The organism is Saccharospirillum alexandrii (assembly GCF_004000275.1).
Lineage (GTDB): Bacteria > Pseudomonadota > Gammaproteobacteria > Pseudomonadales > Natronospirillaceae > Saccharospirillum > Saccharospirillum alexandrii.
Genome location: NZ_RCIP01000001.1, coordinates 1,423,523 through 1,440,182 on the forward strand (window position 1 = coordinate 1,423,523; position 16,660 = coordinate 1,440,182).

Sequence of the window (16,660 nt, forward strand, 5' to 3'; positions counted from 1 at the left end):
TCTTTGGTTATTTTGGTTTAATTCCGGAGATCGCCTGGATAAGGTTGTCTTCCGTTACATCGTCTGATGTGAACGTCTTTATTATTTCGCCTGAGTACATGGCAACAATTCGATCGGCCACGTGCAGTACTTCCGGCATTTCCGAACTGATCACTATGACGGCGTAGCCACTGGCTGCAAGCTCTCGTATCAGCTTGTGAATCTCGGATTTGGAGCCTACGTCGATGCCTCGTGTTGGCTCATCAACGATCAGGACTTTCGGGTGCATTGACAGCCACTTGCCAATGACAATTTTCTGCTGGTTACCGCCCGATAGATTACCCACAGTCTGTCGCCAACCCGGCGTGCGAATATCCAGCCGATCCCGATACAGGTCGAAAAGCGCTACTTCTGCCCCATCGGATACGAATGGCCCTGCTTTCATGTCATCGATCTGAGGCAACGTCATGTTGTCCCGGCAGTTCATGCCTAGCACCAGCCCCTGGGTTTTTCGGTCTTCAGGAACCAGGGAAATACCTTCTCTGATGGCGATAGCAGGTGAACTGATCACCGTCTCCTTTCCATCCAGTAAGATCGTTCCCGAACTGGGCTGCCGGAGGCCAAACAGCGTTTCCGCTATTTCCGTCCTGCCTGCACCCACCAAACCGTAGAACCCAAGCACTTCTCCACACCGAACTTTGAAACTGACGTTTTGGAATGAGGCTCCACAACTAAGGTCTTTAACCTCGATAGCAACCTCTCCCAGCTCATGGCTGACTGGAGCACGGGATAGGTCGAGGTTTCGGCCAATCATCATTCGGGTAATGGCTTCCTCTGAGGTGTCTGCCGTCAACACGGAATCCTGATACTGGCCATCGCGAAGCACGCTGACCCGATCGGTGATCTTGAAGATCTCCTCCATGCGATGAGATATATATACGATACCGACACCCTGGCTCTTCAAGTCGTCAATCACTTCAAACAAGACCAGTTTCTCAGCATCAGTTAGTGATGCTGTCGGCTCGTCGAAAATGACCGCCTTGGCATCAACGGTCAGCGCTCGCGCGATCTCAACCATCTGCTGGTTGGCGATGGACAGATCGCCTACCCGAGTGCGAGCATTGAAGCTTACTTTCAGACGCCTAAGGATTTCGTCCGTTTTCTCGTAAAGCGTTTTCCAGTCAACCCTTCCCACTGACTTTCTCGGCAGCTCACCCAAATAAACGTTTTCTGCCACCGAGAGCTCTTCAGCAAGGCTGAGTTCCTGATGTATAAAAACAATGCCCTTGTTCTTCGCATCGAGCGGGTTGGACATGACAACCGGCGTTTCAGCCACATAGATTGTTCCGGCATCGGGCTGATAGATGCCACCGAGCACCTTCATCAGTGTGGATTTTCCAGCGCCGTTTTCGCCCATCAGTGCGTGAACTTCACCCGCCATTACCGACAGCGATACGTTATCGAGTGCTTTTACACCCGGAAATTCCTTGACAATACCCTCCAGACGCAGGGCTGGCGTTGACTGAGTCATACTTTTAACTCCTGTGCGCCCTTGACGTTAAGCTGGCGATCAATAAACAGAACCACAATCAGGATCAGGCCGAGAACCAAATTAACGGTCGAAGTGTCCGCACCGATGTAACCCAGCCCGGTACGCAGCAACTGGATGGCAATGACCCCTCCCAGAGTACCGATAATGGAGCCCGACCCACCGGCCAGTTTGGTACCGCCTAACACCACGGCGGTGATGACCCACAGTTCATACAACATGCCATCATTCGGGTTTACCGATCCTGATCCGGCGTAGAAAACCACCGCTGACAGTGCGGCCAGAAAGCCTATCAATGCAAAGTTGATTAACATGTGCGGACCGACTCGAATGCCAGCGTTCACTGCGGCATTCCGGTTATCGCCAATGGCATACGCATTGCGTCCATGGACTGTGTAGCGGGTGATTAGCCAAACAATCAATACGGTCAAGCCAAACACCCAGGTAGCCGTGTGAACTCCAAGGAACCTAGCCTCGGCAAGGTCGACCAGTGTCCAGTTGAGATTTGACGTTGGGTTTTCGCCATTGAACATGAACACAAGCCCGCGATAGCCCAGCATGGAACCCAGGGTGACAATGAAAGCATCGACGCCTGTCTTCCAGACAATCAACCCGTTGAGCGCGCCAAGCAACACACCGGTTGTCAGTGCAAGTAGCACACTGACAACGATGACCCAGTCTCCGATACCTGAAAAAATGCTCCAGGACAAACTATCCAGCAGAATGATACCGGCCATCGCAAAGATGGCACCAACGCTCAAGTCAATGTTTCCATTGACCATTACGATGGTCATACCGACAGCAATGATGCCAATGGGCGCTGACTGTTTGAGCAGAAGCAGCATGTTGCCGCCATCCATAAAAGCAACGTCGGTTAGCGATAAGTATTGCCCCGCGACACTAAAGAATATGAGCTCAACAACAATGAACAGCCAGATTGCGCTGGTGCTGAGATTGCGTTTTATAAATTCAGAATTCATTACCGGCTCCTATATCGTGGCCCAGAACTTACCGCGTTTGACTGAAATATCGAGCCACACCGCCAGGATGATAATGATCCACGTGATGACATACTGGATGTAGAAAGGCCAGCCAATCAGCAGGAGTCCGTTTTGAATAAAGCCAAGAATGAGCACACCAATTACCGTCTTGAGAACCGTACCGGAACCACCCAGTAAAGAAGCGCCTCCGAGAATGACAGCCGCGAGCACTTCCAGCTCCAGGCCTTGGCCGACTGTGTTCTGACTGCCCATGGAACGGCTGGCCTGAATCAACCCGGCCGTTGCCACGCAAAACGCTGAAATGAGATAACAGGTAAATACGGTGCGGGCTCTGGGTATGCCAGAAAATGACGCAGCGGTTGAATTACCACCGACGGCATATACCTTTCTGCCAAACGGAGTTTTAGCCAGCAGCACGCCAAGGAAGGCAGCCAGTGCAACAAACAGGATAATCGGGACAGGCAACCCTAGAATTTCTCCTTGCCCAAAGAAGCTGAACCAGGTACCTGCCTTGTCATCAATATCCATGTTTTTTCCGCCTGAATAGGTCAGCGTCAGCCCATGGATGGCTGAGAGCATGCCAAGCGTTACAATCAGTGAATTAAGTCTTAGATACCCAACCAGAAAGCCAATGGTCCCGCCCAAACCGAGTGTCATCAAGTACATGGTCGGAATGGCCAGGCTGGGCCCTAATTTATCGTGCAGGTCCAGCACTACGATGGTGGAGAATGACATCATGGAACCGACCGACAGGTCGAGATTCCCGCTGATGACGACAAAGGTAACGCCAAGCGCCATCACACCCAGAATCGCAGATGATCTGACCACGCTTTGCAGATTGTCCAACGACAGGAACTTCGGACTTGCGAGCGCGAAAATCACCATAAACACCACGAAGGCAATGAGAATGCCTTGATTTCCCATCACGGTAAGAATTCGTTTTCTGGCTAGATTTGCCATAGGGGTATCCCTGAAACCGTTTTGTTGTTATTCGGGTTAAAGAGTGCCCCATGCGTTCGATTGAACGCCATGGGACATTGACAGTGGGATTATGAAAGTGCCAATGAGCACCTACCCATCGCCCGTATCAGAAAACTGGACGGGTAAACTCATCCATATTGTCTTGAGTGATTTTCGGTGTGTCGAAATAGTTCAGGAAAGGCACCTCTTTACCTTCCAGAATGTCAATGGCGGTTTGCAGCGCAGCTTCCGCATCATCGACGGGCGACTGGTAAATAGAACCCCAGTACTCACCTTCAGCCATTGCGTCGTAACCTACCGAGAAATTGGTGGCACCCACAAAAATGATACCGTCACGGTCTGCGGCGCGGGCTGCATTGAGTGCGCCAACACCCATGTTGTCGTCGCCCGAATAGACGCCGTCAATGTCATCGTACTTGGTCAAAAAGGCTTCCATGACCTGTTGAGACCGCTCCCGGTTCCAGTCGCCGGGCTGCGTTTCCATCAGCTCCACATTAGGGCAGACCTCAGGCAAGCGGTCTTCGAAGCCGGCCGCGCGCTCAATGGCCGTGGTGTAGCCAGGTTGTCCAGAGATTTGTACAACTTTGGCTTCGTTCTCGATCCCCATGTCCTTGAACTTGTCACACATGATTTCGGCAGAGCGACTGCCTTGCGTTACGTTATCCGGCCCAGAGAAAGACCGAATGAAATCAAACCCCTGCTCTGCAATGTTGGAGTTGGTGACAACCACAGGGATACCGGCATTATGCGCTCTGCGGACAGCCGGGATGACGGCCTCGCCATTGGTTGGCCAGATGATGATCGCGTCAACTTCCTGTTGAATGAGCGAATCGACCTGGGCAATTTGCCGTGCTACATCACCCCCGGCATCAAGGACGACGGCGCGAACCTCATCATTAGCCTCTGCTGCCGCGATAAAGGCACTCTCATAGGTTGTCTGGTAGCTATCAACACCCACGTTATTCTGTGTGATACCAATTCTCATTTCGGCCATCGCCAGGGCAGGACCCATTAAAACGGTGGCAGTTACAGCGGTTGCAAGTAGTGTTTTCGTGCTCATGTTTACTCTCCGTTATTGTTGTTCTGCTTTACTGCGTTACTGCTGCATCAGCTAGGTCAACGGCAAGTTACGCATTCCCAGTTTTAAACGGGCCCATTAACCATACCCCCGGCTGCACGTTGAAAAACCCCCCAATATATCCATTTTGGATACGTCATATCCATTATGGACATCATAATGGTTAATATACTTACGCTCTGGGAGTATATTCAGTTCCCTAATAAGAACTAATTGCGGCCAACTGGCAATGAAGGCGGCCCAAGCAAGACACGGAGCGGTTTTTATGGCGTCAATGCACAACAATTCGGTAGACAGAATCTCGGTGTTGGCGGCTCCGGATGAAGGCGTATTGCGCTTTCTCGACTACATGGATGAACACATGCTGGCCTTTGAGTCGGCTCATTCACTGTTCAAACCCAACGCCCACATTCGTATGTGTGTTGAACTCCTGAGGCGCCATTTTCAGGGAAAAGTAACCTCGCCTACGCTGCTTATCGACATCAGTGGCGTACCCTATGCCACCGCTACCCGCCGGTTGAATGAACTGGTTGAATCAGGCCTGATTAACCGCAGAGCACGCCATAAAAGTGAACGCAGCTTTACCTTGCACCCCAGCGATCAGTTGCTGTCGCTCTGGATCCAGATGGCCAAAGACAACCACCTGCTGATCAACAGCACGGTCAACCTGGCCGATCAAAAGCTCGAACCTGACGAGCGTTTCTTCGGCAGTGATTACTTCAGCGAACGCCTCGGGCCGCCGTTGAACGTATTGAGTACCCCTCTGTCATTGCCCGGCGGGTTGCGCATGTTGTCGCACAGCGACCCTACATTCCTGATCATGAACAACCTCAAGCGGCACTTCGAACTGATCGTCGGGTGCCCTATCCATCACCGGTCCTATTCTCTCGATAAACTCTACGACGAGGCCGTAGAGAACTCGGGCCGTGAAAAAAGCAGTTACGATCTGGTCGCCGTCAATTTCCCATGGATTGGCGAATTTGCCGAACGGGGCATGTTGTTGCCGCTGGATACACTGATCGACATGGAGGCACTCAGCCCGACAGACTTTCACGCCGCCAGTTGGAGAGCGTCCCACTGGGGTGGACGTTGCTACGGCATCCCGGTAGAGACCACCTCTGAAGTTCTGATGTACCGGACTGACCTCTTTGCTCAGGAAGCCATTGCGCCGCCTACAACTATCGATGAACTGCTGGCGGTTGCCGCAAAATTGCATAAGCCGGAAAAACAGATCTACGGTATCGCCTGGAATGCGGCAAGAGGTACCGCTCTGAGCCATACCTTTATGATGGCGATGGCCGATTTTGGCCAACCAATCATTGATCTCGCTCCGGATGGAGAGGAATTCTCGATTGCGGGCCTGGGCAGTCGCAAGTATCGATCAATGATCGACTCGCAGGCGGGTCTGTCTGCAGCCAAGTTCTTACTTGAATTACTGAAGTACTCACCCCCGGGCATCCTGAACATGTCCTGGTATGAGCGGACCAAAAGCTATGCCCAGGGCCAGGTCGCCATGACCTACAGCTTTTCCCAGATGACACCCTATTTCGAAGATGACGACAATTCTCCGGCCAAAGACAACACCGGCTTCATCGCGCACCCGGCCGGTTCCGGCAAAAAACCCATTTCCCCATTGGGCGGCTTTGTGCTGGGCATTCCCAGTAATTTAAGCGAGCGACGCAGACAGGAAGCTGCCATCGCCCTGGAGACATTCACGTCCGAACGGGCTCAGAGCCTCTATGTGAAAAATGGCAGCCGCGGTTGCTCACGGTATTCGGCAAGTGAAGATCCAAACATCCGCATCAATTCACCGATCTTTGATGCGGTTGACCAACTGGCCATCCAGGACCAACTGCAGGCATGGCCGAGACCACCCACTCCCGAGTTTGGAGCGATAACCCAGTTCTGTGGCGTCGTATTGCACGAAATGCTGCGAGGGGTCATCACACCGGAAGAGGCGCTGTCGCGGGCTCACGATGGTGTTCAAAAACTCATTGAAAACTGGCAATAACAACAAGACTGGAGAAGTGAAATGGATCCGAAGAGACTGTCTGGAAAAAACATCGTTATCACCGGTGCCGCACAGGGTATGGGCGCAGCCAATGCCATGTATTTTGCCGCTCAGGGCGCCAACGTCGTTCTTGGCGATTTGAACGTCGAAGGCGTCAAGGCTGTTGCAAACAGCATCAACGAAGCCGGTGTTGGCAAAGCCATTGCCGTTTCAATGAACGTGACCAAGCGGGAAGACCATACGGCAGCGGTTCAGGCCTGTGTCGATGCGTTCGGCTCCATCAACGTGTACCTGAACAACGCAGGCGTCAACAAGCCGAAAATGTTTCTGGACATCGATGATGAAAACTGGGACCTGATCATGAACGTCAACACCAAAGGCATGCTCTATGGCATGCAAGAGGCGACAAAACAAATGATCAAGCAGGGCCCAATGGACGATCACCCCTACAAGATCATCAACGTGGGCAGCATTTTGTCTCGCACCACCTTCCTGGATGTCATTCCTTATGGCTGTTCGAAGCACGCCGTCCTTGCCCTGACCACTGGGGGTGCCAAGGCACTCTGGGAACACAAGATCACCGTCAATGGCTATGGCCCTGGTGTTGTCAAGACCGAGTTGTGGGAACAACTGGACAAGGACTTGGTTGAGATTGGCATGTTCGAAGAGGAAGGCCAGTCCATGGATCACCTTGCCAAAACAATGATTCTGATGAAAAAGCTGTCAACGCCCGATGACGTTGTCGGCACCGCCGCTTTCCTGTGCTCGGATGAAAGCGACTATATGACCGGCCAGATGATCATGATTGATGGTGGCATCGTCATGCAGTAACGCCAACCGGCTGACATCGCGGTATCTGAAATGGTAACCACAGAACCAATGTTGCTTGTTCTGTTCTCCATGGATACTGCGTTGCGGCCGGCGGTTTGCTGAACACTTGCCCTCATTTTTCGCCAAACCTGGTACGACGACGCCCAACACCAACGGGCTGCCAGGTCAACTACAGAGGTTTGCAATGAGTAACGCCAAGAAGAAAGTGAGTGCGGACGATGCGTTAAGAATGTTTCGTCAGATGGTTCGCATCCGTACCTTTGAGAACAATGCGAATCAGCTCTACCTGTCAGCCAAGATGCCAGGTCTGACGCATATGTATTCCGGGGAAGAGGCTGTCGCCGTTGGTATTTGCGAAGCCTTATTGCCTACCGACAAGATCACCTCCACCCACAGAGGTCACGGGCATTGTGTCGCCAAGGGAGCAGACTTCAAAGCCATGTTCTGTGAATTGCTGGGGAAAGAAGAAGGCTACTGCCGTGGCAAGGGCGGTTCCATGCACATTGCCGATCAGTCAAATGGCAACCTGGGTGCCAATGCAATCGTGGGCGGTTCTCTCGGCATTGCAACCGGAGCTGCACTCACTTCCAAACTGAAAAAAACCGGTGATGTCGCCGTTTGTTTCTTTGGTGATGGCGCTACTGCCCAGGGGCTGATGTACGAAGTGATGAACATGGCCGCACTGTGGAAACTCCCGGTCATTTACGCCTGTGAGAACAACGGCTATTCCGAGTACACCAAGACGGAAGAAATTGCAGCCGGTTCCATTACGGCCCGGGCTGAAGCATTTGGTATCGAGTCGCATCAGGTGGATGGTCAGGACGTCATCGCTGTAAACGAGCTGTCCCGCACGTTAGTCGATCGCGCCCGCAAAGGTGAAGGACCTTTCTTCCTGGAACTGATGACCTACCGCTATCACGGACACCATGTCGGTGACATTAATCGCGAATACTACCGCGCCAAGTCGGAAGAAGAAGACTGGCGTGAAAACCGGGACCCGATCATCCGTATGCGCGCCTGGCTAATCGAGAACAAGTACGCCACGGAGGCCGAATTGGACGAGCTCAGCAAGGAGGTCACCGAAGACGCGGAAGCGGCCGTCGCCTACGCGTTGGACGCCCCCTACCCGGATGTCTCGGAGGTGGACATGCACGTCTACACCGATATTGAGCATGTCTTAGCCTGAGGAGAACAGTATGCGGAAAATTACGTTATCAAAGGCCGTTAACGAGGCACTGGCTGAAGAGATGCGCCACGACGAAACGGTGATTATTCTCGGCGAAGACGTGGCAGAAGCCGGTACACCCTTCAAGGTTTTGTCGGGCCTGGTGGAAGAGTTTGGGACCGAACGCGTCATCGATACGCCCATTTCCGAACCCGGTTTTATGGGTATTGGTGTGGGTGCTGCCATGACGGGGATGCGCCCCGTTGTCGACTTGATGTTCGGCGACTTCATCTTTCTGATCATGGACCAGTTGTGTAACCAGGCGGCCAAAACCCATTACATGTCCGGCGGCAAACTCAATGTACCGCTGGTGTTGCGCACCAATATGGGCGCAACGCGGCGCTCGGCAGCGCAACATTCACAATCACTGCATGCCATTGTTGCCCACATACCGGGTTTAAAGGTGGCCATGCCATCATCTGCCTATGAAGCCAAGGGCCTGCTGAAGACCGCGATTCGCGACGACAATCCCGTCGTCATTTTCGAAGACAAGCTGATGTATCAGGACTCCGCCGAAGTACCGGAAGAGGAATACAGCATCCCCTTTGGTGAAGCCTGCATAAAACGCGAAGGCACCGACATCACACTCATCGGCACCTCCTCTATGGTGCAGGTGTGTGAGAAAGCGGCAGAAATGCTGCAGGCTGAGGGCATCAGTGCCGAGGTCATCGACCCGCGCACCATTGTCCCGCTGGATGAAAAGACTCTGGTTGAATCGGCCAAAAAGACGGGCCGGGTCATTGTGGTCGATGAAGGTCACCAGAGCTTTGGCGTGACCTCGGAGATTGCCAGCCGGATCAATGAACAGGCGTTTTACCATCTGGATGCCCCGACCACCCGTATCGGCGCGATGGACGTACCTATTCCTTTCTCACCGGCACTCGAAGACATCACGGTTCCCACCCCGGAGCGGGTGTTCGAACAGGCCAAAAAACTGGTAAGCGGGGAGTTGATCAATGCGGCATGACATCATCATGCCTGCGTTGGGCATGGCGCAGGATACGGGGACGCTGCTCGCCTGGCACAAGTCGGAGGGTGAGGCCGTTACTCAGGGCGAAACCCTGTTCGAAGTGGAAACCGACAAATCCACCATGGAAGTTGAAGCCCCTGCCAGTGGTTTTCTGGTAAGCGTCAGCGCTCGTGATGGGGATGAGATACCGGTTGGCCAGGTCATTGCCATCATCAGTGATACGGCCGACGCTCCGGCGCCGGGCGAGACAGCCGACAAAGAACCTGTGGAAGCAGCCCAAAAGCCTGACTCACTGCCTACCGGCAAACCGATCATTATGCCCGTGCTCGGCATGTCTCAGGATTCGGGCGTATTGGTCGGGTGGAACAAGGAACCCGGTGACGCCGTCAAACAGCATGACATTCTGTTCGAAGTGGAAACGGACAAGAGTGTGGTTGAGGTACCGGCTGGCGTTGATGGCTATCTCGCGGCGCGGCTGGCCGCCGCTGGCGACGACGTACCCACGGGCGAAACAATTGCCATCATCAGCGAAGACCCGGTATCAGACCCCGTCGACAGAGCGTATTCGTCGTCGGCCGTGCCCACTGCCAGCGCCGATCAACCCTCGGTAGAGGTATCGGAAAAAGCGCCGGCAACGACCGTTGCAGAGCCGGCTGCCCCAAAACAACCGGAAGTCAGCAGGCGTCGGGAGCCGGCACCGGAAGGGAAGGTACTGGCCTCGCCCAAGCTAAAGCGCCTCGCCCACCAGGCGGGCTATGATCTGGCCCATCTGGCCGCTACAGGCCACCCCCAACCGTTTCATGCCAGAGACTTTGAAGCACTCAGGCAAGCCCATGAAAAGGCCGGGAAACGATCGGAGTTCGCGGCGCCCGGCGCGGTAATAACCCGATTGTCCGCACGCGTATCACCGGTTGCACTGGATGCTTTTCTTGACTGGGCAACCGGTCATATCGAGTCTGCCAGTGACGCGAGTGTCATCGCTGCCTTTGCCGGCGCCAGCCTGGCCGATCAGGCGACCGTGCGCATTAACCGGCGAGGTACCAGTGAAACCTATTCGGCCCGTCAGAGATTGTCAGAGACCGTAGCTACGGAAGGCGAACCGGATGTCATCATTCACGATCTGCGGGGAACTTTTATTTCCTCAGCTGAACTTCCGCCCGAGTCAGCACCCGTCATTGCGATCGTGAGCTCCGGCGATGAACTGATGCTGACACTGACCTGCACCAATGCCCTGCTCGCCGGGAAAGATGCAGCCGTCGTACTCGATAACTTTGCCGGACGCATGGCAGATCCCATTCGGCACCTCTTCTAAAGAAAGGTATTGGTATGTCACAACATAACGATTTCATCAACACGATTCCAACCGACCTTTATATCAATGGTCAGTTTGTTCCCGCGTCAGAAAACGGCCGCTTTGGCGTATTTAATCCGGCGACGGAAGAAACGCTGGCATCCGTTGCATCAGCAGAGATAGCTGACGCTGATGCCGCCCTTGATGCCGCTGAAAAAGCCATGATTGAGTGGGCCGCAAGAACACCGCGCGAACGCTCTGAAGTGCTTCGAAAAGCCTGGGAATTGATTCAGGAGCGGCTTGAAGAGTTCGCCTATCTGATCACACTGGAAAATGGTAAAGGCAAAACCGATGCGATGGGCGAAATTCGCTATGCTGCCGAATTCTTTCGCTGGTTCGCGGAAGAGGCCGTTCGAGCAGACGGGCTCATTACCCATGCACCGGCTTCCGGTGCAAGAATCATCGTGCAACACAAGCCCGCCGGTTTAGCGGTGCTGGTCACCCCCTGGAATTACCCGGCAGCGATGGGTACCCGAAAAATTGCGCCTGCCCTGGCGGCCGGCTGCGGTGTCATTATCAAACCCGCCGCTGAAACACCGCTGACCATGCTGGCCCTGATGCCCCTGCTTGAAGAGGCGGGCGTACCGGCGGGTCTGGTTAACGTCTTGCCCACCAGTAAGCCAGCCGAAGTTGTCGATCATATGATGCACGACCCTCGCGTTCGTGTTGTGTCTTTCACAGGGTCAACAGCGGTTGGGCGCAAGCTGCTCAAATCAGCGGCGGATCAGGTACTCACACCCGCAATGGAGCTTGGCGGCAATGCCCCCGTCATCGTGTTTGAAGATGCCGATATGGATACCGCCATTGAAGGCGTGATGCTCGCCAAGATGCGCAACCTGGGCGAAGCCTGCACGGCGGCCAACCGGGTTTACGTGCACAAGGATGTGGCTGACGAATTCACCAAACGCCTGACGCAAACAATGTCGGCGTTAAAGATCGGTAATGGTGCCGACCCGGCCGTTGACGTAGGCGCACTGGTCAACCTGGATACGCTTGAGAAAGTAGTGGGCTTTGTTAACGATGCGGTAGCGAAAGGCGCCAAAGTGGAATGTGGCGGACAGCGGCTACCCGGTAAAGGTTTTTTCTTCCCGCCGACGGTGCTCTCCAATGTGCCGGAAAACGCCAACTGTGTGCACGATGAAATATTTGGGCCGGTCGTTGCCATTCAAACCTTCGAAGACCAGGACGACGTGATTCGCCGGGCAAACGATACCGAGTATGGCCTTGTGGCCTATGTTTTTTCCGAGAACATGAAGCGTGCCATGCAAGTATGCGAACGGCTGGACTATGGCATGGTCGGCCTTAACCGGGGCCTTGTCAGCGACCCGGCGGCTCCGTTTGGTGGCAGCAAGCAATCCGGCCTCGGTCGCGAGGGTGGTCATGAAGGCATGCTGGAATTCATGGAAACCCAGTACATCTCGGCAACCTGGTAAAGAGAGAGGATTATCGTATGCACACTGTTGTTGCATCACCAAGCGTTCGAGCGCAAGCGCGTCGCTTATCGATCGATCTTCAAGATCTGGCCGACCGACTGGGCAGAACCCAACTTACCATGGATGACCTCAACGGCCATCAGACACTGGAGCAGCCTGTGAACGGTTATAGCAGCTATTGGAACGTGGATCACCGTCAATTCGGACCGGTTGATGAGCACAAAACCAGCAAAATTGACCGGGTTGCCTCTGCGAACCTGACGGCTGCGAATGCAGTGATTCCCCAGGTCACTCATCACGATGAGGTGGATGTCAGTGAAGTCGAGCGCATCCGCGCTCAGTATCGCAGCGAATCTACCGCACGAGGGCTGAAGCTGACGACGCTGCCTTTTTTTGTGAAAGCACTGGCCGTTTCATTGAAAAAGTTTCCAACGTTCAATGCGTCCCTGAGTGCAGACGGTGACATCCTCCACATGAAGAACTACGTCCATATTGGCATCGCGGTGGATACCGAGCATGGGCTGATGGTCCCGGTCATTCGGGATGCTGACAAAAAGGGCTTGTGGCAGATTGCTGCAGACATCGTTGATCTGGCTACGCGGGCAAAGTCGAGAAAGCTGAGCCCCGATGAAATGGGGGGTGCCTCCATGACGATCACCAATCTTGGGGGAATAGGCGGTACCGGTTTCAGCCCAATCGTGAACCCGCCCGAGGTTGCGATTCTCGGCATTACCCGTATGCAGCAACAACCGGTGTGGAATGGCGAGTCGTTTGTGGCAACGCCGATGGTACCGCTGGACCTGAGCTATGACCATCGCGTCATAAACGGGGCCGTTGCCGCCCGTTTTCTCAATGATTATGCGCGCAGCCTGGCTGACCCGCGTTTACTGTTGATATAGAAGACAGTACCCCCTTCTATAAGCGTGCACTGGCGCGGTAGTGGCCGGTCCGTGACCGCGCAGCGACCTCGCCTGCCTTCCTCAGGGACCTTCGCTTTCACTGCCAGAGCGAAGCCGGAAGGTCCCTTCCCCGAACGCGATCAGATGACCGTTGGCATCGAACACTTCGCCACTGGACATAAAGGTTTTGCGACCGCCACCGCGCACCCTGCCTATGGCGGTCAGCGTCCCTTCACGTGCGGGGCTGACAAAGGTGGTTGTCATCGACAGCGTAACGGCTTTGCGCACCACCTTGGGGTCGGGGCTGTAAAGCCCGGCAAAGCTCATGGCTGTATCCAGAAGCGAGGCCAAAACACCGCCATGAACAAAATCGCTCAGGTTCAGGTGATGCTCGGTCAGTTCCAGCGCCAGTGTCACGGTGCCTGGTTGACGCTCTGTAACCACCCAGCCTATCAGCGCCTGGTAACCGGAATACGGTTGCTGTTGCTTCATTCATCACCTTCGGTATTGGCCAGATCTCGCAGCCGGCCTTTCAGGATTTTACCGGTCGCCGTCGCCGGTAACTGCTCCATGATATGAATTCTGGCGGGGCGCTTGTAGGGGGCCAGTTGATCCAGCACAAAATCCTGCAATGTCTGTTCAGTGACCATGGCACCCGGGTCGCACTGAACATAGGCGACCACTTCTTCATTTCCCGTCACCTGCCGCCCGACGACCGCCGACATGATCACCGCCGGATGTCGGTTTAACACAGCCTCTATATCCGGCGGGTAAATATTGAAGCCAGAGCGAATGATGAGTTCTTTGCTGCGACTGACAATATACAGTTGCCCCTGGTCATCGACCCGCGCAATATCACCGGTATTCAACCAGCCATCGGCGGTCAGACAGGCGGCCGTGGCGTCTGGCTGACGGTAATAACCCAGCATGACATTGGGACCCCGCACCCACAGCTCCCCGGGCACGTCGTCACGCGCTGACGCGTTGGAAGCCGAACCGGCGTCTAGAAGTTGAAGTCGATACTCGAGCATCGGCAATACCGCACCCACGGTATTATCCTGTGGGTGCTGATCGATCCGGGTCTGACTGATGGTCGGGCTCGCCTCGGTGAGACCGTATCCGTTGTGCAAGGTAAGATTGAACACGGCCTCCACCCGCTGCTTGGTTTCTGTATCGAGCGGTGAGCCACCCGCCGAGAGGTAGACCAGCGAGTCCTTTTTCAGCGGCTGCTGACGGGTGCGCAGGTGCTCCAACATTTTGGCATACATGGCTGGAACGCCCTGAAGCACGGTAATCGCTTCATGCTCAAGCGCGTCGAACACGGCCTCCGGTGTGAACTTTGGCACCACGTAAAGACAGGCACCGTTGTATAACGAACCCATACACACCGACGACAAGCCAAACACGTGCGACATGGGCAATACACCATAGACGCGCTGCCCCTCCGTCAGATGACGCATGCCCCCGGATATAGACGCTATATACAGGATGCCCCGGTGACTGAGCATGACGCCCTTGGGTCGGCCGGTGGTACCGGAGGTATAAATCAGTGCGGCCAATTGGCGATGACCCTCTGGGTACACTGGATCCGTTTCAACCGTGTTGACCGGGCTGATCATCAGCTCACCCAGGCTCTCGTGAACAAGGGTATCCGCCTTACGCCGTACTCCGTGCTCTGCGGCCTCGGTGGAAACACTCGCGGTGTAATAGATGCGTCTGGGCTGACAATCGAGGGCAATGGCATCCACCTCATTGACGGACAAACGCGGATTAACAATGGCGACACTGGCATCGAGCTCGGTGGCAGCCAGCAATAGCACCACCAATGCCCGACTGTTTTCGCTGACCACCATAATCCGATCACCCGGGCGAATACCCTGCCCGGTCAACCAGGCGGTCGCCGCTGTAATCTCGGCTGACAACTGCCGGTAATTCCAGCGCACTGACCCGTCGACCAGAGCGGGTTGCTCGGGTATGCGTTTCGCGTTGTCGTGAACGCGGGTACTCAGTCGATCGGGCAGTTCAGCGACCAGTTCACTGGCCCAGCGGCCAAAAATCTGCTCATCCGGTGCCTGACGGGGCGTCGACCATTCCATCAGCTGGCATCCCGCACCATGTTTCTGGCAATCACCAATTGCTGGATCTGACTGGTGCCTTCATAGATGCGAAACAACCGGACATCGCGGTAAAAGCGTTCGACCGCGTATTCCGCCATGTAACCGGCGCCGCCGTGAATCTGCACAGCCCGGTCGGCCACCCGGCCAACCATCTCCGAGCAAAACAATTTGCTGCAGGAGGCCAGGGTCGAGACATTCTCGCCCGCGTCTTTGCGGCGAGCACCATCGAGCACCATGCACTCGGCGGCGTAGGTTTCGGTTTTGCTGTCGGCCAGCATCGCCTGAACCAGTTGCTGATCGGACAACGGAACCCCAAACTGCTTTCGTTCCATGGCATACCGAACCGATTCATCGATCAGCCGGTTGGCCACGCCCACACACACCGCTGCAATGTGCAGTCGACCGCGGTCGAGTACTTTCATCGCGGTTTTGAAGCCCTGGCCTTCTTTGAGACCGATGATGTTGGCTGCCGGTACCCGGCAGTCCTCAAAGATGATGTCGCAGGTATGAGAGCCTTTCTGCCCCATTTTCTTGTCGATAGCCCCGCGGGATAAACCCGGGGTATTGCCCTCGACCACAAAGGCCGTGATGCCACCTGCGCCTTTATTCGACGGGTCGGTCCGTGCCATGACGGTGAACAGATCCGCTTCAGGGCCGTTGGTGATGTAGCGTTTGGTGCCATTCAGCACATAGTGATCGCCATCGCGTATCGCCGTTGTTCTCAGGCTGGCCGCGTCTGAACCGGAGTCGGGCTCGGTCAGACAAAACGCACTGATGATCTCGCCGGTCGCCATCCGGGGCACGTAATAGTTTTTTTGTTCATCGGTGCCATCAATCAGAATGCCCTGGGCACCAATGCCGTTATTGGTGCCGAAAATGGAACGAAAGGCGGGCGATGTCTGGCCGATCTCCATCGCGACCCGGACTTCTTCTTCCATGGTCAGACCCAGGCCACCGTAGGCTTCCGGAATGGCCAGCCCAAACAGGCCGATGTCTTTCATTTCCTGAACGATGTCAGCCGGAACCTGATCTGTGTCAGCCAGCACGGCTTCATTCGGAATCAGCCGCTCACGCACAAACTTCCGCAGCGTACCCAATATTTGGTCCAGTGTTTCCTGATCTCTGATCATGGTTGATCGTCTCCGCGCTATTATTGTTATTCCGCTATGCGGTATCTTCTTCCGCATATATTGCGCCAAACTTTTACATAGCCTAGGATGTCAGTCAATCATTAG

General features: G+C 54.7%; 14 protein-coding genes. 7 read left to right on the top strand and 7 right to left on the bottom strand.

The features are described from left to right. Positions 1-7: 7 nt before the first annotated feature. The 4 genes from EP166_RS06405 to EP166_RS06420 form a co-directional block, all read right to left on the bottom strand. Positions 8-1,510 (bottom strand): sugar ABC transporter ATP-binding protein, encoded by a 1,503-nt coding sequence (locus tag EP166_RS06405; RefSeq protein ID WP_127555931.1) that lies wholly within the window; start codon positions 1,508-1,510, stop codon positions 8-10. Continuing rightward, positions 1,507-2,508, bottom strand: coding sequence for an ABC transporter permease (locus EP166_RS06410; RefSeq protein WP_127555932.1), 1,002 nt, complete (start codon positions 2,506-2,508; stop codon positions 1,507-1,509). The genes EP166_RS06405 and EP166_RS06410 overlap by 4 nt, the downstream gene beginning before the upstream one ends. 9 nt (positions 2,509-2,517) lie before the next feature. Next, positions 2,518-3,453 carry an ABC transporter permease gene (locus EP166_RS06415; protein WP_246026245.1) on the bottom strand — a complete coding sequence of 312 codons (936 nt, stop codon included), beginning with the start codon at positions 3,451-3,453 and terminating at the stop codon, positions 2,518-2,520. 163 nt (positions 3,454-3,616) lie between these two features. After that, the gene (locus EP166_RS06420; RefSeq protein WP_127555934.1) at positions 3,617-4,570 is read right to left on the bottom strand and encodes a sugar ABC transporter substrate-binding protein; all 954 of its coding nucleotides are present in this window, start codon (positions 4,568-4,570) and stop codon (positions 3,617-3,619) included. Positions 4,571-4,853: 283 nt separating this feature from the next. Here EP166_RS06420 and EP166_RS06425 point away from each other — a divergent pair, with 283 nt between their 5' ends. The 7 genes from EP166_RS06425 (at position 4,854) to EP166_RS06455 (ending at position 13,308) form a co-directional block, all read left to right on the top strand. Beyond that, entirely contained in the window at positions 4,854-6,599 is a 1,746-nt protein-coding gene (locus EP166_RS06425) for an extracellular solute-binding protein (protein WP_164743840.1), read from the top strand. A gap of 21 nt (positions 6,600-6,620) precedes the next feature. Next, on the top strand, positions 6,621-7,430 hold the full coding sequence (locus tag EP166_RS06430; RefSeq protein WP_127555936.1) for an SDR family NAD(P)-dependent oxidoreductase: 810 nt from the start codon (positions 6,621-6,623) through the stop codon (positions 7,428-7,430). Between the two features lie 184 nt (positions 7,431-7,614). Continuing rightward, on the top strand, positions 7,615-8,616 hold the full coding sequence (locus EP166_RS06435) for a thiamine pyrophosphate-dependent dehydrogenase E1 component subunit alpha (protein WP_127555937.1): 1,002 nt from the start codon (positions 7,615-7,617) through the stop codon (positions 8,614-8,616). Between the two features lie 10 nt (positions 8,617-8,626). After that, positions 8,627-9,622: an alpha-ketoacid dehydrogenase subunit beta gene (locus tag EP166_RS06440; RefSeq protein WP_127555938.1), complete on the top strand. Its 996-nt coding sequence runs from the start codon at positions 8,627-8,629 to the stop codon at positions 9,620-9,622. Next, a complete protein-coding gene (locus EP166_RS06445; protein ID WP_127555939.1) occupies positions 9,612-10,937 on the top strand; it encodes a biotin/lipoyl-containing protein in 1,326 nt (441 codons plus the stop codon). The genes EP166_RS06440 and EP166_RS06445 overlap by 11 nt, the downstream gene beginning before the upstream one ends. 14 nt (positions 10,938-10,951) lie before the next feature. Then, on the top strand, positions 10,952-12,409 hold the full coding sequence (locus EP166_RS06450; protein WP_127555940.1) for an NAD-dependent succinate-semialdehyde dehydrogenase: 1,458 nt from the start codon (positions 10,952-10,954) through the stop codon (positions 12,407-12,409). A 17-nt stretch (positions 12,410-12,426) separates the two neighbouring features. Further along, on the top strand, positions 12,427-13,308 hold the full coding sequence (locus EP166_RS06455; protein ID WP_127555941.1) for a 2-oxo acid dehydrogenase subunit E2: 882 nt from the start codon (positions 12,427-12,429) through the stop codon (positions 13,306-13,308). Positions 13,309-13,389: 81 nt separating this feature from the next. On the opposite strand, the gene EP166_RS06460 is transcribed toward EP166_RS06455, so the two are convergent. From EP166_RS06460 to EP166_RS06470, 3 genes are read right to left on the bottom strand one after another with little or no spacing between them, the layout of a single operon-like run. After that, positions 13,390-13,800 carry a PaaI family thioesterase gene (locus EP166_RS06460; RefSeq protein ID WP_127555942.1) on the bottom strand — a complete coding sequence of 137 codons (411 nt, stop codon included), beginning with the start codon at positions 13,798-13,800 and terminating at the stop codon, positions 13,390-13,392. Next, positions 13,797-15,404, bottom strand: coding sequence for a class I adenylate-forming enzyme family protein (locus EP166_RS06465; RefSeq protein WP_127555943.1), 1,608 nt, complete (start codon positions 15,402-15,404; stop codon positions 13,797-13,799). Before EP166_RS06465 ends, EP166_RS06460 begins: the two co-directional genes overlap by 4 nt. Then, the gene (locus tag EP166_RS06470; protein WP_127555944.1) at positions 15,404-16,555 is read right to left on the bottom strand and encodes an acyl-CoA dehydrogenase family protein; all 1,152 of its coding nucleotides are present in this window, start codon (positions 16,553-16,555) and stop codon (positions 15,404-15,406) included. The genes EP166_RS06465 and EP166_RS06470 overlap by 1 nt, the downstream gene beginning before the upstream one ends. Positions 16,556-16,660 lie beyond the last annotated feature (105 nt).